Annotated in this window: 25 protein-coding genes; 16 read left to right on the forward strand and 9 right to left on the reverse strand. The window is 40.6% G+C overall.

Annotation, left to right across the window (positions count from 1 at the left end):
• Window positions 1-177: 177 nt before the first annotated feature.
• Entirely contained in the window at window positions 178-1,068 is an 891-nt protein-coding gene (locus Q1V93_RS14980) for a protein kinase (RefSeq protein WP_300665769.1), read from the reverse strand.
• Between the two features lie 261 nt (window positions 1,069-1,329).
• Here Q1V93_RS14980 and Q1V93_RS14985 point away from each other — a divergent pair, with 261 nt between their 5' ends.
• The 5 genes from Q1V93_RS14985 to Q1V93_RS15005 all read left to right on the forward strand — a co-directional run bounded on the left by Q1V93_RS14985 (window position 1,330) and on the right by Q1V93_RS15005 (window position 4,148).
• Window positions 1,330-2,133 carry a hypothetical protein gene (locus Q1V93_RS14985; protein WP_300665771.1) on the forward strand — a complete coding sequence of 268 codons (804 nt, stop codon included), beginning with the start codon at window positions 1,330-1,332 and terminating at the stop codon, window positions 2,131-2,133.
• 125 nt (window positions 2,134-2,258) lie between these two features.
• Window positions 2,259-2,657, forward strand: a complete 399-nt coding sequence (locus Q1V93_RS14990) for a DUF1987 domain-containing protein (RefSeq protein ID WP_300665773.1) — start codon at window positions 2,259-2,261, stop codon at window positions 2,655-2,657.
• A gap of 79 nt (window positions 2,658-2,736) precedes the next feature.
• Window positions 2,737-2,985 (forward strand): hypothetical protein, encoded by a 249-nt coding sequence (locus tag Q1V93_RS14995; RefSeq protein WP_300665774.1) that lies wholly within the window; start codon window positions 2,737-2,739, stop codon window positions 2,983-2,985.
• On the forward strand, window positions 2,982-3,593 hold the full coding sequence (locus Q1V93_RS15000; RefSeq protein ID WP_300665775.1) for an OmpH family outer membrane protein: 612 nt from the start codon (window positions 2,982-2,984) through the stop codon (window positions 3,591-3,593). The genes Q1V93_RS14995 and Q1V93_RS15000 overlap by 4 nt, the downstream gene beginning before the upstream one ends.
• A 3-nt stretch (window positions 3,594-3,596) precedes the next feature.
• On the forward strand, window positions 3,597-4,148 hold the full coding sequence (locus Q1V93_RS15005) for a DUF4924 family protein (RefSeq protein WP_300665777.1): 552 nt from the start codon (window positions 3,597-3,599) through the stop codon (window positions 4,146-4,148).
• Between the two features lie 63 nt (window positions 4,149-4,211).
• Here Q1V93_RS15005 and Q1V93_RS15010 read toward each other — a convergent pair whose 3' ends face one another.
• The 5 genes from Q1V93_RS15010 to Q1V93_RS15030 form a co-directional block, all read right to left on the reverse strand.
• Window positions 4,212-4,841 (reverse strand): GH25 family lysozyme, encoded by a 630-nt coding sequence (locus Q1V93_RS15010; RefSeq protein WP_300665779.1) that lies wholly within the window; start codon window positions 4,839-4,841, stop codon window positions 4,212-4,214.
• A gap of 178 nt (window positions 4,842-5,019) precedes the next feature.
• The gene (locus tag Q1V93_RS15015) at window positions 5,020-5,736 is read right to left on the reverse strand and encodes a hypothetical protein (RefSeq protein WP_300665781.1); all 717 of its coding nucleotides are present in this window, start codon (window positions 5,734-5,736) and stop codon (window positions 5,020-5,022) included.
• A 47-nt stretch (window positions 5,737-5,783) separates the two neighbouring features.
• Entirely contained in the window at window positions 5,784-7,196 is a 1,413-nt protein-coding gene (locus Q1V93_RS15020) for a glycosyltransferase family 39 protein (RefSeq protein WP_300665782.1), read from the reverse strand.
• A 161-nt stretch (window positions 7,197-7,357) separates the two neighbouring features.
• Window positions 7,358-8,248, reverse strand: a complete 891-nt coding sequence (locus Q1V93_RS15025) for a 3-hydroxybutyryl-CoA dehydrogenase (RefSeq protein ID WP_300665783.1) — start codon at window positions 8,246-8,248, stop codon at window positions 7,358-7,360.
• A gap of 104 nt (window positions 8,249-8,352) precedes the next feature.
• A complete protein-coding gene (locus tag Q1V93_RS15030) occupies window positions 8,353-9,087 on the reverse strand; it encodes a hypothetical protein (protein ID WP_300665785.1) in 735 nt (244 codons plus the stop codon).
• A 191-nt stretch (window positions 9,088-9,278) separates the two neighbouring features.
• Between Q1V93_RS15030 and Q1V93_RS15035 the strand changes: the two genes are divergently transcribed.
• The 4 genes from Q1V93_RS15035 to Q1V93_RS15050 all read left to right on the forward strand — a co-directional run bounded on the left by Q1V93_RS15035 (window position 9,279) and on the right by Q1V93_RS15050 (window position 12,214).
• On the forward strand, window positions 9,279-10,217 hold the full coding sequence (locus tag Q1V93_RS15035) for a DUF2157 domain-containing protein (protein ID WP_300665787.1): 939 nt from the start codon (window positions 9,279-9,281) through the stop codon (window positions 10,215-10,217).
• On the forward strand, window positions 10,204-11,280 hold the full coding sequence (locus tag Q1V93_RS15040) for a DUF4401 domain-containing protein (protein WP_300665788.1): 1,077 nt from the start codon (window positions 10,204-10,206) through the stop codon (window positions 11,278-11,280). Before Q1V93_RS15035 ends, Q1V93_RS15040 begins: the two co-directional genes overlap by 14 nt.
• Window positions 11,273-11,785 carry a GDYXXLXY domain-containing protein gene (locus Q1V93_RS15045; RefSeq protein ID WP_300665789.1) on the forward strand — a complete coding sequence of 171 codons (513 nt, stop codon included), beginning with the start codon at window positions 11,273-11,275 and terminating at the stop codon, window positions 11,783-11,785. Before Q1V93_RS15040 ends, Q1V93_RS15045 begins: the two co-directional genes overlap by 8 nt.
• A 63-nt stretch (window positions 11,786-11,848) precedes the next feature.
• Window positions 11,849-12,214, forward strand: a complete 366-nt coding sequence (locus tag Q1V93_RS15050; RefSeq protein WP_300665791.1) for a hypothetical protein — start codon at window positions 11,849-11,851, stop codon at window positions 12,212-12,214.
• Window positions 12,215-12,366: 152 nt separating this feature from the next.
• On the opposite strand, the gene Q1V93_RS15055 is transcribed toward Q1V93_RS15050, so the two are convergent.
• Together Q1V93_RS15055 and Q1V93_RS15060 are read right to left on the reverse strand one after the other, a co-directional pair.
• Window positions 12,367-13,383: a hypothetical protein gene (locus Q1V93_RS15055; RefSeq protein WP_300665793.1), complete on the reverse strand. Its 1,017-nt coding sequence runs from the start codon at window positions 13,381-13,383 to the stop codon at window positions 12,367-12,369.
• Window positions 13,384-13,390: 7 nt separating this feature from the next.
• Window positions 13,391-13,693 carry a hypothetical protein gene (locus tag Q1V93_RS15060; protein ID WP_300665795.1) on the reverse strand — a complete coding sequence of 101 codons (303 nt, stop codon included), beginning with the start codon at window positions 13,691-13,693 and terminating at the stop codon, window positions 13,391-13,393.
• 391 nt (window positions 13,694-14,084) lie between these two features.
• Here Q1V93_RS15060 and Q1V93_RS15065 point away from each other — a divergent pair, with 391 nt between their 5' ends.
• The 4 genes from Q1V93_RS15065 (at window position 14,085) to Q1V93_RS15080 (ending at window position 19,277) form a co-directional block, all read left to right on the forward strand.
• Window positions 14,085-15,872, forward strand: coding sequence for a YfiR/HmsC family protein (locus Q1V93_RS15065; protein WP_300665796.1), 1,788 nt, complete (start codon window positions 14,085-14,087; stop codon window positions 15,870-15,872).
• Between the two features lie 190 nt (window positions 15,873-16,062).
• Window positions 16,063-16,845, forward strand: a complete 783-nt coding sequence (locus Q1V93_RS15070; RefSeq protein ID WP_300665797.1) for an NYN domain-containing protein — start codon at window positions 16,063-16,065, stop codon at window positions 16,843-16,845.
• A gap of 68 nt (window positions 16,846-16,913) precedes the next feature.
• Complete coding sequence (locus Q1V93_RS15075; protein WP_300665798.1) at window positions 16,914-18,296, forward strand: T9SS type A sorting domain-containing protein; 1,383 nt, start codon at window positions 16,914-16,916, stop codon at window positions 18,294-18,296.
• 96 nt (window positions 18,297-18,392) lie between these two features.
• Window positions 18,393-19,277, forward strand: a complete 885-nt coding sequence (locus tag Q1V93_RS15080; RefSeq protein ID WP_300665800.1) for a T9SS type A sorting domain-containing protein — start codon at window positions 18,393-18,395, stop codon at window positions 19,275-19,277.
• Here the strand turns inward: Q1V93_RS15080 and Q1V93_RS15085 are convergent, their stop codons facing one another.
• Window positions 19,278-20,324, reverse strand: a complete 1,047-nt coding sequence (locus Q1V93_RS15085; protein ID WP_300665801.1) for a two-component regulator propeller domain-containing protein — start codon at window positions 20,322-20,324, stop codon at window positions 19,278-19,280.
• Between the two features lie 121 nt (window positions 20,325-20,445).
• Between Q1V93_RS15085 and Q1V93_RS15090 the strand changes: the two genes are divergently transcribed.
• The 3 genes from Q1V93_RS15090 to Q1V93_RS15100 form a co-directional block, all read left to right on the forward strand.
• The gene (locus Q1V93_RS15090) at window positions 20,446-21,321 is read left to right on the forward strand and encodes a winged helix-turn-helix domain-containing protein (RefSeq protein ID WP_300665803.1); all 876 of its coding nucleotides are present in this window, start codon (window positions 20,446-20,448) and stop codon (window positions 21,319-21,321) included.
• A gap of 416 nt (window positions 21,322-21,737) precedes the next feature.
• Window positions 21,738-22,928, forward strand: coding sequence for a pyridoxal phosphate-dependent aminotransferase (locus Q1V93_RS15095; RefSeq protein WP_300665805.1), 1,191 nt, complete (start codon window positions 21,738-21,740; stop codon window positions 22,926-22,928).
• Window positions 22,929-23,530: PfkB family carbohydrate kinase (locus Q1V93_RS15100; RefSeq protein ID WP_300665806.1), on the forward strand; the 602-nt coding region annotated here is incomplete at its 3' end. It lies immediately after the preceding gene.

The following is a 23,530-nucleotide window of genomic DNA, read 5'->3' on the forward strand; positions in this document are numbered from 1 at the left end:
CGCAATCGTTGCTGCAGGTTCTGCAAAACTATCCGGAAATGCAAATTCCCAGGTTTCCGTACTGAACTTCGGTTGCAGCATCGGGTATCGTAAAGACTTGTTTTTTTAAGTGAAAAGTGAAAAATTTGTTATGCAAGTAATTCGTAATTTTCACTCTTTTACCTTTTCAATTCTCAATTAAAAGGGCCACCAGCCCTTTTTCTGATTCATCACTTGTTTTTCAAAATCGGAGAGGAATTCCGAATACGTAGTATAGCGTTTATTCATTCCTTTAATCAGTGCAGCTTTTTGTTCTTCCGGGTTCAATTTATTCGGTGGAATCGTGAATTGATGCTTTGCAGCCAGTTTTTGAAGAACCGGACTGAGGTGTTTGTACTTCGTATCGAGATTCGGCAGTGGATAAGTCAGCTGAAGATTGGTCGTAATACTTGGATTCGGATCAATCAAAGGCATTCGGCCTTGCAGACAGGTCCAGCAGGTAATTCCCAAAGCAAAGAAATCCGTTCTCGGATCAACCAATTCCAATTGATTCATCAGTAATTCCGGTGCGGCAAAGCCCAACGGGAAAAGTGTTTTCCGGGTATCCGGCTCATTTTTATTGATTGCCAGTCCGAAATCAATGAGCGATACATGCAGTTCTTTTGAGCTGTCGATGATGAGGTTTCCGGGTTTGATATCTAGGTGATAAATAGCGTTTTGATGAATGTGCTCCAGAATCGGTTCGAGTTTTTCCAATACTTTGAACAACTCCAGAGCTTTTTCTTTCGACCGAAATTGGTCCAGGTAATCGCTTAAGGTGATTCCGTGCTGAAAAGATTTAAAAAGCAGTATTTCCGATTCACTTTCAAAAAAATCCATTGTTTCGGGTAAACCGTCCACAATAAATGAAAATGCGGCTTCTTTTCTCAAGCGTTCCTGGGCAAGCAGATTGTCTTCGCGCTTCTGAACCGTTTTCAGAATGGATTTTACTCCCGAAATCTTATCCTCGGCCAGGAAAACAGAAGAAAATTTTCTTCTTTTAGCAGCGTCTATTTGTTCTAAAATCCGGTATTTTTCAGCTGGGTTCATTCGTTTTCTTCATAGTCAATTGCAATGTAGTATAAATTCTGCGACATTCAGAAGCGCATACCGGCGGAATACGTGTGAGCGGATACTTTCTTTGTTTGATGTGAGGACTTCAATAAATGATTTGATTAAAGAATGCCGTAGAAGAGGTTTCCCGCAGATAATGCAGAAGAATCCATCAACGGATAAATACAATCTGAGGATTTGAGAACCTAAAATCGTGTGTAAGCTGTTGAACTACCTGAAAAAAAGTATTTTTGATTGATGGATGTAAAATACCTTATTGCAGATTCCGGGGGATCTTCGACCACCTGGGCACTTGTTTTTCAGAACAACGAAGTACAGTTTGTTCAGACTGGAAGCCTGCATCCGAAATATGCTTTTTCAGATTCAAACATCCGGAAAGAGTTGGAGCAGTTTCGTGGACTGGATGCTCCGCTTTACTTTTATGGCGCCGGTTGTTCTTCGGAAATGGTGCAGAAAGAAATGAGTGCATTTTTAAAAGAAGCCGGATTTCAGGAAACAGAAGTTTATCCGGATACACTTGCGGCGTGCAGGGCGCTTTACGGAAAGGAAGCCGGTTGGGTTGGTATTTTGGGAACAGGATCCATTCTGGTTCAATACAATGGTTCTGAAATCATCCGGCGAATCGGCGGATACGGCTCGTTGGTCGGAGATGAAGGAAGCGGATTCTATTTCGGAAAACTGCTCGTACGTTTTTTATTGGAAACTCCGGAATGGGAAAATTCCTGGATGGAACTATTCGGGTCGAAAGAAATACTTTTGAGTAAACTGGCGGGTGCAGATGCTCAAAAATGGATTTCAGGATTAGCTTTTGAAACGGCTCATTTGAATATTGATTTTTTACACCGGCAAAATGCAGAACTATTCCGGGATCTGTATTGCTCAAAAATTCCTGATCTGGTGGAAATTGCTTTCATCGGAACTTACGGATTTGAACAACGTGAAATCTTTTCAGAAACGTTCCGAAAACAGAAAATCCGGCTCAAAAAATGCCTTGCAAACCCGATGGAAGATTTGCTGTATTATCATCGAATGAATGAATAATGAAGCAGGTGTTACGTTTTTCACTGTTGATACTGAGTTGTTTAGTCGAAAATATTAAATCTTTCGTAGAAAAGTCTCTTGCTGTTTGAAAAATAATTCACAACTTGCAGGAGCGAAAGTGAGAAATGGATACATTATTAATTCAGGCAACAGCTCAAACCCCCTTAGTAGATTTGAATCCTTCTACAGGAATCATGGAAATAAGAGGTCGTTCGATTCCGGACGATCCTGAATCGTTTTGGGGTGTTGTTTTAACATGGTTTGATGCTTACATGGCGAGTCCGAATGAGGAAACGCTTGTAAAAATTGATTTGGAGTATTTTAATATAACTTCATCGAAACGTATTCTATTCTTATTGTATAAGCTGAATGAACTAGTTGATTCAGGAAAAAAAGCGAAAGTTGAATGGTATTACAGACAATCTGATGAAGATATGTACGAAGTAGGTCAGGATTACGCTTTTATGGTGCATGTTCCATTTGATTTCCGTGAATACACGGACAATGATTTGGTGGTAGCATAAGCTCTTTCAGCATTTTATTATTGAATTATCCACCAGAAAAAGGCCCTCTTTTTTCAATTTCATTATTTTTGTCAGTATTATGCGTGTAATTGCTGATATCCCTCATTCCCGTTACAAGATTCAGATTTTCTTGTACAATGCGAAGTACCTTGTAAAAATTGAATTAGGTCAATTTGAACAAACCTTCAAAATTGCGGAATCGGATGTGAACGGAGGAGTGGAGGAAGTGAAGCGCATGGTGACAGATCAATTATTACGTAACTCTTTAGAACGGTTTCTTTCCATGCGTACAGATTGGGAAGATGCATTTAAAAATAAACAAGTATGAAATTAGGACACGTTATTGCGGCAGGTTTAATTCTTGGATTGACAACATTCGCTTGCTCGGATAAAAAAGAAGACTCCAAAACCAAAGAAGAAAATCCTCCGGTTGTTCCTACTGTGGACTCCAAAAGTTTGAAGATTGCGTTTTACTATTCAGATAGTTTAAAAGAAGGCTTTACGTATTATAAAAATGAAGATTCCCGCATCACTAAAAAAGGAGAAGCATTTCAAAACGAAATGATTTCCAAACAGCGATTACTGGAGCAAAAAGCGCAGAACTATGAAAAATACATGCGTGAAGGAACAATGACCGGTGCTGATATGCAAAGCCTGGAGAACGAAATTGTTCGTATGCGTGAACAATTGATGAATATGCAGCAAACGCGTGGAGCTCAATTGGAAAAAGAAACCAATGAAGCTTTGACTGTGTTGTCAAAGAAAATTGAAGTTGCAGGGAAGAAATATTGTGAGAAATATGGAATTGATATGCTGTTGATCCACGGACAAGGCGGACAAATCAATTTCATCAATGATAAAATGAACGTGACACAATCATTTATTGATTTTCTGAATCACGAACAAGAAATCATGGATAAGGATTTGGGGAAATAAACTATGCTGATAGCACAACAGAAGCTGAATGAGAATGTCGCAGAGTACATTTTGTACATGTACCAGATTGAAGATCTGATACGTGCTTATCAATTTGACCTGGAGCGAATCATGAAGGAGGTTGTAGAACCCAATCTTCCGGACAGAGCTTATTTGGAACAATACCGCGCCTGGTATTCCGGCCTGATTCAGGACATGAAATCCGAGCGGATCGCAGAATCCGGGCATCGGTTGGAATTACAGGATGTGTTGGTGGAATTGTCTTATTTGCATAATTCATTGCTTACGGTGGTGAATGATGAGAAATACCGCACATTATATACAACAGCACTTCCTTACATTGAAGATTTCATTGAGCATTCCAATTTAAAAGGAATGAACCACCTGGAAGTATGCTTTCATGCGCTTTATATGAAATTGTTACTGAAGTTGCAGAAAAAAGAGATCAGCCAGGAAACGGAAGAAGCTTTTGATGCAATGCGCATTCTATTGGCGTACATTACGCGTTCTTATCACCAAATGAAAGGTGGAGAAGGGCAGTATTGGAATAACTAATGAATTGAAAATTGAGAATGTAAAAGTGAAAAGGCTTTTCAATGATCAATTTTACATGTTCACTTAATAAACGTCCAGTTTACTCACATTCAAATCGACATTTCCTGAAATTCCGGGTAATCTTCCCGATTCTGAAAATTGCCAGTGCAATACTTCCCGATCTGTCATGTATTGAGGTTCCCGGCTGTAGGCTGCGATCCAAAAGTTGTAACCGTCCATCTTTCCGCGGAATTTGGTTTCGTAAAAGCTTAAGGAAGTATAAATGATCGGTTTCACTCCGGTTGCTTTTTTGACCTCTTCGCACCAGATCAATACTTTTGCTCTCAAATCTTCATCGGAAAAACCTTCGTCTTCGACATCGAGAACAGGTGGCAAATCAATACTGCGGATTTTATACGTTTCAAGGAAAAAAGCTGCTTGCGGTCGCGGAGCTGACTTCGGATTGAAATAATGATATGCTCCGTTGGAAATCCCGTGTTTGTTGAGATAGTCCCGGTTTCGTTCCCATTGTGTATCGAGATGGTCGGAACCTTCTGTGACTTTGCAATACACAAAATCAATGATGGTATCGAATCCTTTTGCGGTAAACAGCAAGTCCCAATTGATTTCTCCCTGGTGATGAGAAACGTCCAGCCCCACACTTTTATAGCCGGGAGGAATGATCTCATGAAAGTGAGTCGAAGTTTGCACCATGCCTTCGGATTTGTACCAAAAGAAAACAAATGCCACTATTCCAGCCGGAATAAGCACCCAGAAGAAGAATTTGCTGCGACTTTTTTTACCCGATTTGGATTTTCGCTTAGAGCTTGTCTTTTTACCGCTTGTTCGTCTTCTTTTTGCCATTTCGGATGCTAAATTACGTGGAAAATACCTAAATGCGTATTCCGAAATACAATTTCAGCAGATTCGGGTTCCTGGTTGCGGGCGAGTGATCTCTTCTGAAAAGAAAATTGTTGTCATAAGCTACACCGAAGTAAGCGATTACAGGCAACGTTCCCAATCTTCGTTCAATATTGGCTGCCAAACGGATTCCGAAAAAGTTGATCTCATCTGAATAGTTGGGAGTTCCGGAAATTCCGAACATCAGGGAGGAAGACAAATTGATAGAAGTCAATTCTGACAAATGAAATGGAACCTGACAGCCCATGTGTCCCATGAAATTAAATACATTTCGACTGTTATAGGTATTATTGACACCGGTAGTTTTTCCACTGGATTCAGGTTTTACACCAGGTTCACCTTTGTACGCTCGTTGAGCATAGAATTCAAGTCCGAAAATTCCGTAAACGCGGTTTTTGTAAATATCACCGACCCGGATGTTGAATCCATAATGAATAACCTGTTTTTTAGGCAGGTAATACCGTTGAGCAGAGTCTGCAATGAACGTGCAGCCAACTTCTACTGCGTATTGAACAAAACGCATATTTTGTGGTGCGTGTTTGATTACGTAAACGCGATTCGTGTCGTTTGTAGCGATTCTAAGAGGCTTTGTTCTGACAGGTCTGTTTTTCCCTTTAGGTGTTACAATTTGCCCGAAAGCAGCGGTTTGAAGAAAAATAAGTAAGAAAAGGGTGGTTATTTTTGACATGTATAACAGGTGATTTTTTTTGCAAAAGTACTGAATCGCCTGAAAAATTAAAGTTTATAGATCACCCAATTTTCATTATTCACCACAGCAGGTAGTTCTAAATACAAATCTCCACCGAGGTAATGTTTTAAAACAACGATGTACTTACATCCTTTTTTTCGGATGTTTTCTCTGAAAACCGGATCTAGAAGTTCATCGTTACTTGCTACCCAGCCTTTGTGGTGTGCAAAATAAATTGCCGTCGGGTTATCAATCGTATTTACGGCAATGAGATCTGACCGTTTTGAAAAGTGATCCATTTCAGATTCCAGTTTCACAAAAGCCCGTTCGTGTTCCTTCAGGCGGAAATCGTGCAATTGATTGAAAATTCCTTCGAAACCGATCAATACTAAAAAAGCGATCTGCAGGTATCGTTTCTTCAATTCCGAAATCCCGTATCCGGCAACCAGCGCCATGATCGGAACAAACGGAATGATATAGTAGGAGTGATGTGTAAAGGTAAATCCGGCCTTTAATGCAATGACCAGGAAAGCCGCAAAGCCAAGTCCGAGAATCCGCAGCAGGAGCTTGTTTCCTCTTTTGAATGCGAAGAACAACCCGATGACAAAAGCTCCGAATCCGATGAATTTCAATGCCGAATCGTAAAAATGCTTCAATCCGTCCTGCCAGTTTTCAAGCAGTTCTTTTGCCCCGATACGGATGGATTTTCCCATGAAAAAATGCCAGAATTGATATTTCTCTACGAGGTAAGGAACCCAACTGAAATACCACCAGGCAATCGGAGCCAGAATGATTCCGCTGATGATGAAAAAAACAATTTTGAGATTAATCGAAACGTGCTTGTTGAAAAGGAAGAAGGCATAAAGAACAAGTAAAAAACCGGTGGGAAGTTTTGCCAATACTCCGAACAAAGTCAGTAATGCGTACAAGGTCAGATTCAGCCACTTTTTCTGATCTTCTTCAAAGTACCTGCAGGCATAGAAAAAGCCCATTAAAACCAGCGATACGGCAAAGGTATCAGGCATGATTTTACGACTGTATGCAAACCAAATGGATGAAAGCAGGATGATCGACGCATTGAAGGCGGTTTCCTTGCTGAAATAACGTTTCAGAATCCGGAAAAAGAACCAGATTCCCAAACTGCTGACAATTAAATTAATCAACCTTCCGTACCAATGCTGGTAACCGAATAATTCCGAAACCCAATAATCAATGTAATTCAGAAGCGGAAATTCCATTCCGGTTATTCCTGTTTTTTCACCGGCAAAATCTACTCTCGGATATAAAATATTGGCCGATTCTTCATAGAAATTGCGTGTAACCATTGTTCCGGTTGTTTGTCGCCAGTTGTGTGCAACTTCCAATGGGGGATTGGTAATTCCATATAGTCGAATCAGGAAGAACAAGATGATCCAGAATCGAATGTCTTTAAAAACAGGAAGTGCCAGGAATGATTTCACATTTATTTTTTGGATGGAGCTAAGTTAGAAGAAAACTTTGAAAGGCGGGAAGTGAAGGACATTTCTGCTTCGTAAAATTCCATGTTTCCGCCTATAAAAAAAGCGAAACTCATTTCTGAATTCCGCTTTCAAGGTATATTTCTTCGTCCTGCGACGAATGATTACTTTTTAAAATTCGGAGCAACGATCAAATCTTTTGTTCCGTGGTTCCAGGAATAGAAACCTTCTCCGGATTTTACCCCTTTTTTACCCGCAGTAACCATGTTTACCAACAACGGACATGGTGCATATTTCGGATTTCCGAAACCGGTATGTAATACTTCCAGAATTGCTAAACATACATCCAAACCGATAAAATCTGCCAATTGCAATGGACCCATCGGGTGAGCCATTCCCAATTTCATGACCGTATCAATTTCTTCAACACCCGCAACACCTTCATATAAGGTATAAATTGCTTCGTTGATCATCGGCATCAAAATTCTGTTTGCCACAAATCCCGGGTAATCATTTACTTCAACCGGAACTTTGTTCAGTTTTCTGGAAGTTTCCATGATCAGGTTTGTTACCTCATCTGTTGTGGAATATCCGCGGATAATCTCAACCAGTTTCATCACCGGAACCGGGTTCATGAAGTGCATTCCGATCACTTTTTCCGGACGATTTGTTACCGAAGCAATTTTAGTGATGGAGATGGATGAAGTATTGGAAGCCAGGATCACATTTTCAGGAGTTAACGCATCCAATTGCTTGAAGATATTCAATTTCAGATCTACATTTTCAGTAGCTGCTTCAACAACCAGTTCAACACCTTTTACTCCTTCTTCCATCGAAGTGAAAGTGGTAATGTTTGCCAATGTTGCTGCTTTGTCAGCTTCGGTAATTGCTTCTTTTGCAACCTGACGATCCAGGTTTTTGGTAATTGTTGCCAAACCTTTATCCAATGAAGCCTGAGCCACATCGATAAGTGATACCTTATATCCAAATTGTGCGAAGGTGTGGGCAATTCCATTTCCCATTGTTCCTGCTCCAATAACTGCTACGTTTTTCATGAAATGAGTTCTTTTTTTTCGTGTGCGAATATAGTGAAAGTTTGTTGTTGAATCATAGAATCAGATCGGAGGGAACAAGATTCTTTTGAATGGTTCCGGAAGTTCTATTTACACTTTTTTAGTTTTTCAGAAATAGTTTCCGGAACAGGTATTCCAACCATATCATAGTCTTCCAGGATTGATTTACAAACTTTGCAAACATTTTCCGGTTGGTTTAATTCTTCGTATACACTGATTAAAATATTGATTGTGTGTGTATCCCACATGAATACGGAATCAGTATAATTTCCTGACTTTATAAAAGCGTGTAGTTCCCTGGTCTTTTTTTGGGCATAAAGCACTTCAATGATAAGACCATCAACAGCCATCAGGTCGATCAATTCGCTTTTTTTTGCACTTTCGGCATCAGTCATGGCTAACTCGTAAAGGCCTTTTTTTAAATACAATTCGCCCCGAGCAACGTATGAAAAACCATTTTGAGGATAAAATTTGATGGCTTTGGAGAATAACTCGATTTTTTTATCGGTATTTGAATCATCATCCAAAAGTGAAGCAAGGCTGTAATATGCCGGACCAAAAGTTGAATCTACCGCAAGTGCCTTTTCGTAAAATGTTTTGGCATCGCCCTGATCAGTTCCGTTATTGATTAAAATTCCACTCATCCAATAAAGCCAAGGATCTTCAGGATTGTTTTTTATGCTCTTTGAAAGCTCTTTTTTGGCCTTTTTAGAATCTCCTTCGTTGACTTCAGCCCAAATTTTTTGATACTTTTCTGGTGGATCCTGGGCAAAAACCAGACATGAATACAGGAATGCGATGATTGTTAGTGTTGTTTTCATAGATGTAAAATTAATCATTCAATACTAATTTATTCTTACTCAGATTGTATTTCTACCAAAGGTTCGTTACGAGTTTTCATGGAATAAAACTGATTCCGTTTTCCGGCTTTAACCTTTTTTTTCATTCGAATTGAGTTATTTACGGATAAACTTGGTTATTATTACCTGACCATAAACGCTAAAAACAACCTATGGAAGAGGAAAAAAGTCTATCCCGTACGGAACTTACTGCACTGGCAAATCACAGTGATTTAAGTCCGGAACAAATCCGAAAGGTTTATAACGAACAAATTCCCATACATCGGGCAGAATACCAGCAATTTCTCAAATGGATTTTGTTAGTGGGCGGAATTTCACTCCTGGGTTTCGGGCTGGTATTTTTCTTTGCCTTCAATTGGCGCGATATGCCGGCTTCGTGGAAATTTGCCACCGTTTGGGTCTTCCTTCTCGGGTTTCTCATACCTGCATTTTTGCCGAAATCATCTTTGCTGACCAAACAATTACTCCTCACGGTAAGTTCGCTTTTGATCGGGGTGCTTTTTGCAGTTTTCGGACAAGTATATCAAACAGGAGCTTTTACCTATCAGTACATTGCGTTGTGGCTGGCACTCATTGCCGTTTGGGTTGTAACGATGCATTTTGCGCCTTTGTGGATCATTTTTCATGCTTTGGTTTGTGTCGGACTCTTTGACTATTTCGACAATTACTTTTCCGTTTATGTATACCTCTATCTGGCGGTTGCACTTACGGTTGTCTGGAACGAATTGAAACCCGGAAAAGCCTTTCCGTATTGGTATTTACTGACTTTATTGACTCCGGCGATCTTTTTCAGTACGGCCCGGACCAGTGCAATCATTATGGGAGATTCGTTCATAGCCCGTTTTGATTGGGTCGAATTTGCGATTTTCATCTTATGTGAACTGGCTTTGTTCTGTCTGGCATTTTATAAGAAATGGCTGATTCCGATTGCTCACATTGCTTTGTCGCTCATTGTGGTTATGAATGCAAAATTATTGAATGTATACCACGAAAATTTATTAATTCCGGCTTTTGCGACTCTGATTGTTCTGATTGGAGCTGTGTTTTTATTGATTTACTTACGAAACTACTGGAAGAATGGAAAAGCATGAACAACAGTCGCAGCACTGGAAAACGTTTTTTCCTGAAGCTGTAACCGACTCTTCGAAAGTGGAGAAAGATCTGAATTACTACGGAGCGCATTTCGGAATCCGTGCTTTGGAATATGTGGTATTTATCGGGACATTGCTGGTTTTAGGCTTGTTCGGAGGAGCGATATTCCAGATTGAAGAACCCGGAACGGCATTTTACCTGTTTGTGGCTGTTTTGTTTCTGGTGGGAACGGTTATTCTGCACCGGACGGTTCACAAAAGACTGATTGATGCATTGGCAACCGGGATTGCTTTAGTCGGAACAATATCGCTTATTGCAGGATTGTTTTCCTCCGATAAGTTTACTGAAAAACAGGTGGTTGGTATTGTTTTAGTGGTGTTAGTCATGTTGATCGCTGTTTCCAGAAAGAATTTACTCACTATTTTGGGAGTAATTGCTTCTTTTTGGCTTCTGAACTGGCTTTTTGAATCGCGTGATACGTTCATTGACAATTTCAAAGCCATTGCAATGGTTTTTGTTCTTTTGCTTGCGCTCCTGGTTTATTTCGAAGAATATATCATCAGTCATTACAGTAAACAAGCTCATTTTGCAAACTACCTCAAGCATGGATTTTTTCTCGCTTTGTGCAGCTACTTTGTAGTTGGTTTTGATACCTGGTCTTATTCCCGCCAATTTCAGCTAAATCATACGAATTGGTTGGTAATAGGCATGTATGCTGAATTATTGATTCTTGCGGTTTTGCTTTTTGTGTGGCAATACCGCCGTTTGAAACAGGAGAAAATTTCACTTTGGATGGTCTTTTTATTGCCTTTGAGTCTTTTTTTGATGGGATTTTTCAGTGTGAAAATTGCCTTTTTCCTGTTAGCATTCCTGGCGTTTTTATTTACGCGGTCCATTTTCGGGATCATTACCGGGGCGTTGGGACTGATCTATTCCGTGATTTATTTCTACTATGAATTGAATTGGACCCTGATGCAGAAATCGTTGGTATTTATCGGGCTGGGAGTGTTGTATCTCGGTTTGTTTTTCTTGTTGAATGCTAAAAAACCTTCCCATGAATAAGTTGAGATGGAGTTTACTTGCAGGTAATTTAGTACTCATCGTGGTGGTATTTACCTGGATGCTCAGAAGCAAAGAACAGTTGCTTCAAAAGGGAGATGTATTGGTTCTGAAATTACAACCGGCCGATCCGCGTTCGTTTATGATGGGAGATTACATGACCTTGAATTACGATATCAATGATGAAATCCCGACCGGAAATTCATTTGATGATTTTCATTTTTACAAGATGAATGAAAAGAAACGGACGAACGTAGTAGTCAAAATGAATGACAGCTTGGCTGTTTTTGTGCGTTTGCACAACAAAGAAGCTCTTGACAAAGGAGAATTTGTTCTGCCTTGCGAAAAACGTTATTTCAATTACGAAATCCTCCCGAACGAATATTTGTTCCAGGAAGGAAGAGCCAAACATTTCAATCGGGCTGAATACGCCCAATTCCGGGTAAATAAATCCGGAGATGTGATTATTGAATGTTTGCTGGACAAGAACCGGAAAGCGTTGAAATAGACAATTTTGTCGGTAGTTGATATGAAATAAGTTTGTATCATTGTGAATACTAATTCACGATTCATGTCAAACGCAAATCAGATTCTGGAACGAATCAAAGGGATTCGCCGATTTCAACCCAGTGTTATTCGAAATTCATTGATGATGGCAATGATTCAACTCGTTTCCTTAGTGGGAGCAGTAGGTTTGATTGCTTTGAGTATTGTTAAGTTAACGAGTTCCGAACCACCAAAAGATCACGTAATCAGAGATCTTGAAGCCCTTTCCAGGTTTAATATGGACGTCGCCAAAGAAGCTCATCTGATTATTGCCTATTTGCTGCTTTTTGGAGCCATTTTGTTGTTACTGATCTGGAGATTGACCCGAATGGTCAGACATCGGAATGCGTATATATTGGAGTTGAATGAGGTGCTGGATGGGGAGGAGTGAAGGGAACATTTGATAAAGACATAGATCTTTTTCTTCTAGTGTTTGTCCAGATGGTAAATATAAATGTAACAAGCAAGACATTTTTAATTCTTGCCTGTTACATGTAAGAGAATCATTTGTCTCTGATTTCTCATTATAAATATGAGGTGTTTTTATTTGAAGATAATAGGGAAAGAAGCGTTAAATGTAAGTGTATATTTAAACTTTCCACTTGAGTTTTGGATGAATTCATTCATTAATCCGAATACAACCTGACTTGGAAATTTGCTAAGTCCCAATGTAGGACCAATTGCCAAACAGTTCCTAACTTTAATATCCTTTAGTGAACTAATTAATGGAGAGTACGATACCAGTATTCCCAGCATCGTTTTTTTCGGACCAAGACTGTAACGCACAAAGACGTCGGCTCTGGGAACGAGATAAATTTCATTTTTTGCTTTTCCCCGGAAATAACTTTCCTGATCTCCAAATTGATTAATTTTAATAGAATCGGCAGAATTTATCAAAGTACCGTTATAGGTTACAAGATTTGATGTGCTTAAGGATCGGGTGCTTTTATTAATATAGCTAATATTTCCTGAGATAGCGTAGGAAAAATACCAATTTGATCCGTTGTTGTGGTACCAGTTAAAACCTGTTGAAAATGTTAGATTATTTTGAAGTGGGTTATATAAGTTTACAAATGTTGTATCTGGATTCAAAACAGTTGTTTCAAACGTTTTTATATGTTGAAAGGCATCACTTAATTTAAAATAAAGTGTGTTTTGTCTGAATTTATAAGTCTTAGGAGATATTTCATTTGCAGTTTGGCCGGACTTTGTTTCAATGGTTTTATCCCATGTTTTGAAGAAGGTAAATTCAAAATCCATCTTTCCGCCCCATTTTTTTTCTTGAATAAACGGACTTTTATTTTTTTCAATATTTGCAGAGGTTCCGAAATTAATTCCTACGAAATCTGGAAATAGTTGATTATCCTTCAATTTATTTTGTTTTGTCAATCTACAATTGAATGTGAATTTGTCTGAAGAACTTTCATAACCAATTCCAACATAATTTGTATCAGTACCTACCAAAATACCACTTTTACTTTCTGTAGTAGACAAAATGGATTGAGAAAGTCCAGATAAGGAACAAAATGTAATTAATACGATTAGAAGTTTTGTTTTCATAATTCATTTATTTTAAATTGAAATTGGAGTAAGGGATCGGAACCTTGATTTCCAATCCATTCGTTTTGAATTCAATATTCGATAGCTTATAACCTGTAATACCATTGATTTGCAATTCAAAACTCTTTAATATTGTTCCCTTAGCACCGGAAAACCGTGCTAATAACTCGATCGGGTCACCATTTAATTCGACAGGATGATTCTGTACTTTGCTATTAATTGTTGGAATGAATTGATTTTCAACGAGAAATGCATGGTTATGAATGGTTCCTTCATACTCGAATTTGATACTTACTAAAACTGTTTTCATGACGTAACTTTTAGGGTTGTTTCTTCCCACAAACCTCTGAAAAACAAAGCTTCCAGGAAAGGGTGTTTTCCCCGTTTCAGGGTGTTGTTTTAACCGGTCAAAGAATCCTTTCGAATAAACATGCTTGTGAAATTCAGAATGTCAAACTAGTTTTTTCATTGAAATTTGATGAAAGTGTGAATTTTAATTACCGGATGCTTACTTGTTCAGGAGGGAAATTGCCCCTTTATTCAAGGATAACCGCATTGTGAAAGACTTAGTATCAGGTACTTGTTTATTCTTCATGATCCGGTCACGATTTGTTCAAATATACGTTCATGAATTTCCTACCTTTGCGCCACAATTAAACTCTGAAACAAACAATTTCGAACAAATCATTTTGATCGTCGACATGAATAATATACTCTTTGCCGACTCATTCGGAAACCTATTGAAACGCATCTGCGCCTTGTTATTCGCGTATTTTGTCTTTACTTTCAACACCTCCGCACAGTTTTCGCGCTCCGATGAATCGGTTGCAACAAGCATTTATACGATAATGTTGAATACGACCTGGGAAAACCAGGCCTCGTTTCAGACATTTCAGATCGGTGTGCTCGATAGTGACACTTCGTTTTACAGCATTGTCAAAAAGAAATACGAAGGAATTACTCTGAAAGGAAAAAAAGTCAGCGTTGTTCACTTTAAAAACCCGGATTTGGTCAGCCCGACACAGGTTCTGTGTGTCGACAAGAAATTCAATAAAAAGATTGAAAAGATCGCAAAAGCCATTTCGGGAAATTATACATTGTTGATCACGAATTCGTGTAAAGATGAGGATTACACGATGGTCAACTTTAACGGACGTTTGAAGAAGGACGATTTTAGCATCAATCAGGAAAACATGCAGAAGGCCGGATTGAAACCCACCAATCAATTCGAAGAATACATGCAGGGAACGGTTCAGTGGGAAGAGTTGCTGACCGAATCGACAGAAAAATTGGAGAAAGAGCGTGAGAAAGTAGCCGCGAAAGAACAAACGATTAAAGCTCAGAAGGCGAAGATCAATTACCAGGAAATGTCGCTAGATGAGAAGATCAAAATGCTGGATCAGCAAAGCGAAATCCTGGAAGAACAGGCTCAAAAACTCGAAGATCAGGCAGCGGATATTGAAGATCAGGAACAGACATTGTTGAATCAGAAACGCCGCATTGAAGCTCAAAAAGGACAGATTAACGAACAACTGCATGAACTTGGAATGCAGCGTGTGATCCTGATTATGGGATTTGTGGTTTTGGTATTGATTTTGGGAATCGTTTATGTTCTGTACCGCAACTCGATGCAGCGCAAAAAATCCATCGTACAGCTTTCGGAACAACATGCGATTGTGAGTGAGCAGAAAAACCAGATTGAAAAAATCCTGTTTGAATTAACGGACAGCATCCGTTATGCCTTACGGATTCAGAATGCTGTTTTGCCGAATGAACAAACCATTCGGGGAACGATTCCGGGAGATTTTTTCGTGATGTACAAACCGAAAGACATTGTCAGCGGGGATTTCTTTTTCGTAGATCGTCGCGGAGACTGGACTTTGGTTGCTGTTGCAGATTGCACCGGGCATGGTGTTCCGGGAGCATTTGTGAGTATGCTGTGCATCAGCTTGCTGAATGAAATTGTGAAACAACAGGAAATCATGCGGGCGGATATCATTCTGAATGAATTGCGCGAAAAGGTAATTAACTCGCTGCAGCAAAAAGGAATTCAGGGCGAACAAATGGACGGAATGGACATTTCCTTGTTGCTGATCAACAATAAAACACTGAAATGCCATTGGTCAGGAGCAAACAATCCGCTGTATGTTGTTCCTTCGAACAGTAATAAGCTGGAAGAATTGAAACCGGATAAACGACCGATTGCGATCTATCCGGATATGAAAGAATTCACCAATCACGAAATTGCGGCGAAGCGCGGAGATGTATTCTATCTTTTCACGGATGGTTATTCCGATCAGTTCGGAGGTGAAAAAGGGAAGAAGTTCATGAGCCGGAATTTTAAAACCCTGCTTGCTGAACATGCGCATAAACCCATGAACGAGCAGGGTAAAATTCTGGATTCGACGATCGAGAGCTGGAAGTATGGAAACGGTGCCGATTTCGAGCAGATTGACGATATTACCGTATTGGGAATCCGGATCGGTTAGTTTGTTCCGAAATGATTTCAGGGGCGTAAAGCAAGTTCGAGTTCGCTGCATGTAATCAAGGATGCAATTCCCGACTAACAGATAGTTGGATTTTTTGCCTACCTTGTAACATATTCGATTCGTTCCCGCGAGGAAAACAACTTCGTGTTCATCCTGGATAGCAACGATGGAATAAGCTAAAATGAATGATATGAACGAACAAAAACTGGCAGTTTTAATCGATGCCGATAACGTACCCTATTCCAGTATCAAAGAAATGTTGGAAGAAGTGGCAAAAAACGGAACACCCACCATCAAACGGATTTATGCAGACTGGACCAAACCCAATGCCAACGGCTGGAAAGGAGTCCTGCTCGAAAATGCCATTACACCGATTCAGCAATACAGTTATACCAGCGGGAAAAATTCCAGCGACAGTGCATTGATTATTGACGCGATGGATATTTTGTATTCGCAGCAGGTGGATGGTTTCTGCATTGTTTCCTCCGATAGTGATTTTACACGTTTGGCGACCCGCTTGAGAGAATCCGGGAAAAAAGTCATGGGAATCGGAGAACGAAAAACTCCGCAACCTTTTATTACAGCCTGTGATAAATTCATTTACATCGAAATTTTGAAACCGAAGACTGATTCTGTAAAAGCGGATTCACCGAAAAAGAAAACCAAAAAAGGGCCTGTTCAAATCATGAATGAGTTTATTCCGACTAATGAAGCTGCCCCAATGAACAAAGTTGACAGTAAACTGGTGCATTTGTTGAAAGAGAGCGTGAACGATCTGGCAGACGAAACTGGCTGGACTTTCCTGGGAGAACTGGGAAATTTTTTATTGAAAAAACAACGCGATTTTGATCCGCGGAATTACGGTTTTCAGAAATTACTTCCGTTAATCAAAAGCACCGAAGAGTTTGATATTGACATCCGCGAAACAACAAATAAAAACACGAAACATATCTTTGTGAAGGTGAGGGAATAAGGAGTTAGAACGATCATTGTTTTGAAAGGGATTTTTACATAACTTGCATTCGACTAAATCAATACGCAATGAAAATCACGACCTTAATCATCCTCTTACATTGTTGCTTTTTTTCTTACGCACAAAATGAAGCAGCCACACTCTATTTCGGAAAAACCTTATTGGATTTTCGTCAACAGCCACCATTGGTTTTGAGCAGTCAGGCAATAGATCCAAGAGAATGCGCCGCTTCCATTTGTGATGGAGATGGGAATCTGCTCTTCTATAGTAACGGAGGCGTTTCACCTACAGCTCCTGCTCTCCAGGGAGGCGTTTTTGGAATCAATAATCAACACTTGATGAATGGTAATCTGGTTGATTCAGGCGGATGTTTGAGTAGCTTTCAGGGGGCAATTATTCTACCGGATCCGGAAGGAATTACCCCGACGAATCGGAAATATTATTTATTTACCAAAGACTGTATTGAAAGTTCCTTTTCTACTACCCATTATAACTCAGGATTGACCTATTCAATCATTGATATGAGTGCAAATAACGGAAACGGGGCAGTTATCTCGAAGTACAACGTAATAGTTCCCTATCATGTGATACAAGTACACTCGACGGGTTATGAACCGGTAACGGCCGTTTTGGATTCTGATGGTGAACAAAAATCAGATCAAGCCGGTTACTGGTTGTTTTCGTATACCGATGATTCTTTGTATCACATCCATTTCGGAACGGACGGGTTTAATCAATTTCAGAAATTAACCGGCGGAAAAGGGGCTTTGGTTGTTGCACCTGACCGGACACATATCATGGTAGGAAATGTGTTGTATCATTTGGACCCGGTGTTGGGAACCGTTCAACATCAGGCCACATTCGCAACAAATTTGTGGGCTGCTTTTTCATCCGATGGTTCCAAACTGTATGTTATTTCCGGAACGAGCCTGAAACAATACGATGTCAGCCAGGAAGATATCTGGTCTACGGAACAGCTTATTGCAACCGTTCCTACCGGATCAATGTTGTTTTTGGGTCCGACGAAACATATTTTGATTTACCAGTCAACAAGCAATTTTATTGATGCGGAAATCATCTGTACGAACAATTCCGGGATGGCCTGCGGATGGAATCCGACTAATATTTCACTTGGTTCTGGAACGACACCATATTCCGGAGGTCCGAATATTTCTGCTCATTATTTGTATTCGGATGCGGGGAATTGTACCGTTGCTTTGGAGGAAAACACCCAAGCATTTTTGAGTCTTCACCCCAATCCTGCAAATACAATGTTGGTTGTTAATGGGTTAGAATCTGAAGCCGATTATGTCATTTATTCCAATTTGGGACAAACTGTTCTGCAAGGGATTACAAGCAATCAAAAAACCATTGATTTGAGCAATTTGGAAGCGGGCGCCTATGTTGTCAAGATTCAAAATCAATTCTTACCCTTGATTAAATCGGATTAAATCTGTGGGACAAAAGAATTCGCCATTCAGATGAATTCCAAGAATGGAAATCATTTTGAATTTGTAATTGAATCAGAGGAATCCTACTTTCGGTGCATGAAAAGACACGTTTGGAGTTTGTTCGCAGGAATCATGATCAGTTTGTGGGGAAATTCGCAAACCTACAAGCCGCTCCTGGATGATTTCAATGAATGGCATTTCACCACGTGTTTTTCGGGTTGTAACACTGCTGTTTATTACACAAACGGCGACACGCTCTTAAATGGGGTGTCGTATAAAGTTTTGGATGGTTATCATTATATGTCGCGAACTGTTTTGTTGCGGGAAGATACGGTAAACAGGGAAGTGTATTTGAGCCAGATTTTGCCCGATAAGATCAAATCGTTTTTGCTTTACGATTTTAAAAAGCAGGCAGGAGATTCCATGGAATTGTTCAATCCAATCAGCCCGTTTATGGAAGAACCGGGTTATTTCACACTCGATTCCATTCGCCTGAAACCCCTGGAAGACGGAAACGCATACCGCCATTTTTATTGGTCACCGTCGCCGGGAAATACAACTGACAGTTCGCATCCAGTTTGGGTAGAAGGAGTCGGTTCGATTTCATTAGTGAATGCAGCTGCCGGACAACCGGATTTTAACGATGTCGGACAATTGAATTGCTTTTTTAAAAACAGCACTGCTTTTTATGTCGATCTGGATTCGATTGATTCATGCGAACCCGTTTACGTACTCGGAATGACAGAATTCGGTGTTCCACATTCAGATTGGACACTTTATCCGAATCCTGTCAGTAACGAATTGAAATTGAGCACGCAATTTCCGGGACAAACCTACCGGGTGCTGAATGTGCAGGGACTGGAAGTTTCAGCAGGAATCATTGAGAGCAATGGAACCATTTGTGTAGAATCTCTTTCCAACGGACAGTATTTCCTGAAAGTGGGCCAGCAGAATCTCCGGAAATTCACAAAGCAGGAATAATCAGCAACCACCTTCCCAGGGGCCATTTTTCGTGATCGGTGTAAACAGATCGTTGTTGTAGAGGTACAAACCGTTTCCGCCGCCAAACCAAAATTTTCCTTTGTTGTCTTGATAAACCGATTGTACGGCAGGCATGCGAAGACCTTCTTTTTCGCCGAAATTCGTCAATTTTCCGTCCATATAACGATAAACCCCGAAACCTTCCGATGAAAACCAAACGGCGCCGTTCCGGTCTTCATACATCGTCCAGACCTCGTTGTTCCCGATTCCGTTTTCAGAAGAGATCGGTTGAAAGGATTTCCCGTCATACTTGCTGATTCCGTTATCCATGGAGCTGAACCAGATGTTTCCTTTCCCATCTTCCAGGATGCAAGTCAGGTCATTCGAGCAAAGACCATCTTTTTGGGAAAACTGCCGGAAATGGATGCCGTCAAATTGAAAAGCTCCCTGATCGGCTGTCCCGAACCACAAATTTCCTTTCCGGTCTTCGGTGATGGAGCGAATCCAGCTTGCTTCTGCTTTCGGAATGGCGAAGCGTTCGAACTGATTTCCGTTAAAGCGGCACAAACCACTGTACGTTCCGGCCCAGATTGTCCCTTTGCTGTCCTGGAAAATGCTCCAGACACTGGCATGACACAAGCCTTCTTTTTCCCCGAAATTCAGGTAAATCTTTGTAGAAGGATTGTATTTGGTGACACCGTTGCTGGTCGAAAACCAGATGTTTTTGTGTTTGTCTTCGATGATTCCGGTTACCTGCGAACCTCCTAATCCTTCCGGGGTATTGATGTAAGAAAGTTTTTCGCCGTCGTACATAGCTACGCCATCCGTATTGGTTCCGAACCACAGATTTCCTTTGCTGTCCTGTAAAATACGTCTGACATATTCACTGATTGCATTGCTGTAATAACACGGAAGCTGAGGACCGTAATATACCGAATCATCCAGATCAATGCTTGTCAAAACGGCTCTTTTTTGCTTGCTGATGTGCATCGTTTGAGCGCTGTAAAGAAACAGGCTGATTGCGATACTGATAAGAATTGTTTTCATAATTTTCACGTTTCAGTAAAAGTAAATCAGCTTGATTTTAAGTTCTTTAAAGAAGTGTAAATTAGTGTAAATGGAATTGAAAAGATGTCCAAATGAATGTTGAATCCAATACCTTTGTAAGATGATCGGGAAAATAACTACTGCTTGTTGTTTCATTATCGGGTTACTTGGAATGAGTTCCGGCTCTTTTGCAGGGAAAAACCAGGATGAGCGGCTTCTGAAAGCGACTTTACGGAAAATCGGGCACGAGCTCTTGCTGCGTTCGGGAAATGAAACTTCCCGGATTTTACCCATTGAAAAAGAAAATGACCACCTGGTTTTGAAGTTTGAAGCTGCATTTCAGCTGGATCCGGAAGATTTGTCGGACGTGGTAAATGCTTTCATGAAAGAAGAACCGAACATTACCGGCTATTTGGTTGAAGTACAAACCTGCGGCTCAAAAGAATTGGTATACAGTTACCGCTTTGCCGTTTCAGATAATCCCAATACGGTTTCCTGCAAAGGAAGAATTCTGCCGAAGGATTGCTATGAAATTTTGTTTACGGTTTTGGAGTCTGAAATTCCGGTTCAGGAAGCCTATTCGAAACCGGATGATGCCGGTAAATTTGCTTTCATTGCCTTATTAATTCCCGCTTCGTTAGGAGTAGGTTGGTTTGTCTTCAAAGGGAAAAAGAAAAAAACGCCTGTTGTAAACTCACCGGATTTGATTTCCATCGGGAGTTTTCAGTTTGATCCGGTTCAGATGAAACTGATTCATTCAAGCGGAGAAATTGAACTGACGGGAAAAGAATCCGGGTTATTATTGCAATTGCATGCATCTGTAAATCGGCTGGTAGACCGGGACACCATTTTGAAGAGCGTTTGGGGAGACGAAGGCGATTACATCGGCAGAACCCTCGATGTTTTTATTTCCAAACTGCGCAAAAAACTCGAAGCCGATCCGGCTGTCAGAATCATAAATATCCGTGGAGTAGGCTACAAGCTGGTCGTCGGATGAAAAATTGCGCATAAAAGTTCGGCTTTGTAAAGCGAAGTATTCCCGAAATGTTAGAAGTTTTTTATTATCAGAGACCAATCGTTTTACACATTGAAAGGGTGGATGAATAGGTAGGATGAGAGACTAAAAAAGGTCCTTACGCTGAAAGTGCCCGAAAACGAGTGATTGGAGCGAAAAAAGCATTCATTGTTTGAACCGACGAAGGAGGTGAGTTTCGAATGCTTTCGCGGAAAGACAGGTAGTTTTCCAGCTTTCGAGTATAGACCTAGACTTTTTTGCTTACTTTTTGGGGCGATGCCAAAAAGTAAGTTCGTCAAATAAATGGGCTTTGTGCTGTTTGCTGGGAAATTCCCGAAATGTTGCGTTGTTGTTCTGAATAATCCCTAAATTTGGAACACAATTAATGAAGCAATTTTATGATTCAATTATCAAATCGTGTATTGGAAATGGAAGAGTCGGCAACCTTGGCCATGTCTCGCAAAAGCAGAGAACTTCGCGCTCAGGGAAAAGACATCATTTCGTTAAGTTTGGGTGAGCCGGATTTTCATACTCCGGACTTTATCAAAGAGGCTGCTGCGGAAGCAATGGAGCAGAATTTCACGACTTACACGCCGGTACCGGGATACGATGATCTGAGAGATGCGATAGCGAATAAATTCAACCGCGATAACGGAATTCCATATAAGAGAGAAAACATCGTTGTATCAACAGGAGCGAAGCAATCAATCGCCAACCTGGTGATGGCTGCAATCAATCCCGGAGATGAGGTGATTATTCCTGCTCCGTATTGGGTTTCTTATGCGGAAATCGTGAAAGTAGCGGGTGGCGTTCCGGTAGTTGTGCAAACAACGATCGAAAGTGATTTCAAATTCACTCCGGAACAATTCCGAAAAGCGATCACACCGAAAAGTAAAATGATGATGTTCTCGTCACCATGCAATCCGACCGGAACTGTTTATACAAAGGAAGAATTGCGCGCTTTGGCGGATGTGGTAAAGGAAAACCCGAACATCATTGTCATGTCTGACGAAATCTACGAACATATCAACTTTGTGGGACACAACCATTCGATGGCTCAATTTGAAGATGTCAGAGATCAAATCGTAACAGTAAACGGAGTTTCAAAAGCCTGGGCAATGACCGGATGGCGTGTCGGATATATCGGTGCACCGAAAGAAATTGCAGATGCCTGTAATAAAATCCAGGGACAATTTACTTCCGGAACCTGTTCAATCGCTCAGCGAGCAACGATTGCAGCTGTGAATGCAGATCCGGCGGTTTTGAAAGACATGGTGAAAGCGTTTGAAAACAGACGTGCATTGGTTTTGGATGCCTTGAACAAGATGCCGGGAGTGAAATCCAACAAACCGGGAGGAGCGTTTTATGTATTCCCGGATATTTCCAGCTTCTTCGGAAAGAAACACGGCGATGCAACGATCCGTTCGGCAGAAGATTTGTGCATGTATTTGCTGGATAAAGGAGTTGCTCTGGTTTCGGGTGAAGCATTCGGAGATGCAAATTGTATGCGTATTTCCTATGCTGCGTCAGAGGAAACGTTAACGGAAGCAATGAAACGCGTTGCAAACGCATTAGCAGAATTGAATTAAATGACAATACACGAAATACTCGCATCTTTCAAAACCAAACGCATTTTAGTGATTGGTGATGTGATGATTGATGCCTATATGTTGGGGAAAGTTCACCGTGTGAGCCCTGAAGCTCCTGTTCCGATCGTGAGTTTGGAAAGCCAGGAACAACGTTTGGGCGGAGCTGCAAATGTGGCTTTAAACCTGCAATCTTTGGGAGCAACTCCGATTTTATGTGCGCTTATTGGTGCGGATAAACAAGGAAAAATTCTCAAGGAATTACTCAGCGAGCAAAAGATGTCCTGTGAAGGAATTGTGGAGAGTACGAACCGCGTAACGACGGTGAAAACCCGCGTAATCGGAAACAACCAGCAATTGCTTCGCATTGATGCGGAAGATACGCATGCCTTGAACCCGGAAGAAGAACAGTTGTTCCTGAATTCCGTGAAAAAGGTATTGGAAACGGAAAAAATCGATGCTATCATTTTCGAAGATTACAACAAAGGATTATTGACTCCGGGTGTCATTGAAGGAATCATCAAATTGTCGAAAGAACACGGAATTCCGACTACGGTTGACCCGAAAAAAGACAATTTCCTGGCTTACAAAGGAGTGACTTTGTT

This window comes from Fluviicola sp. (assembly GCF_030151805.1).
Lineage (GTDB): Bacteria > Bacteroidota > Bacteroidia > Flavobacteriales_D > Crocinitomicaceae > Fluviicola.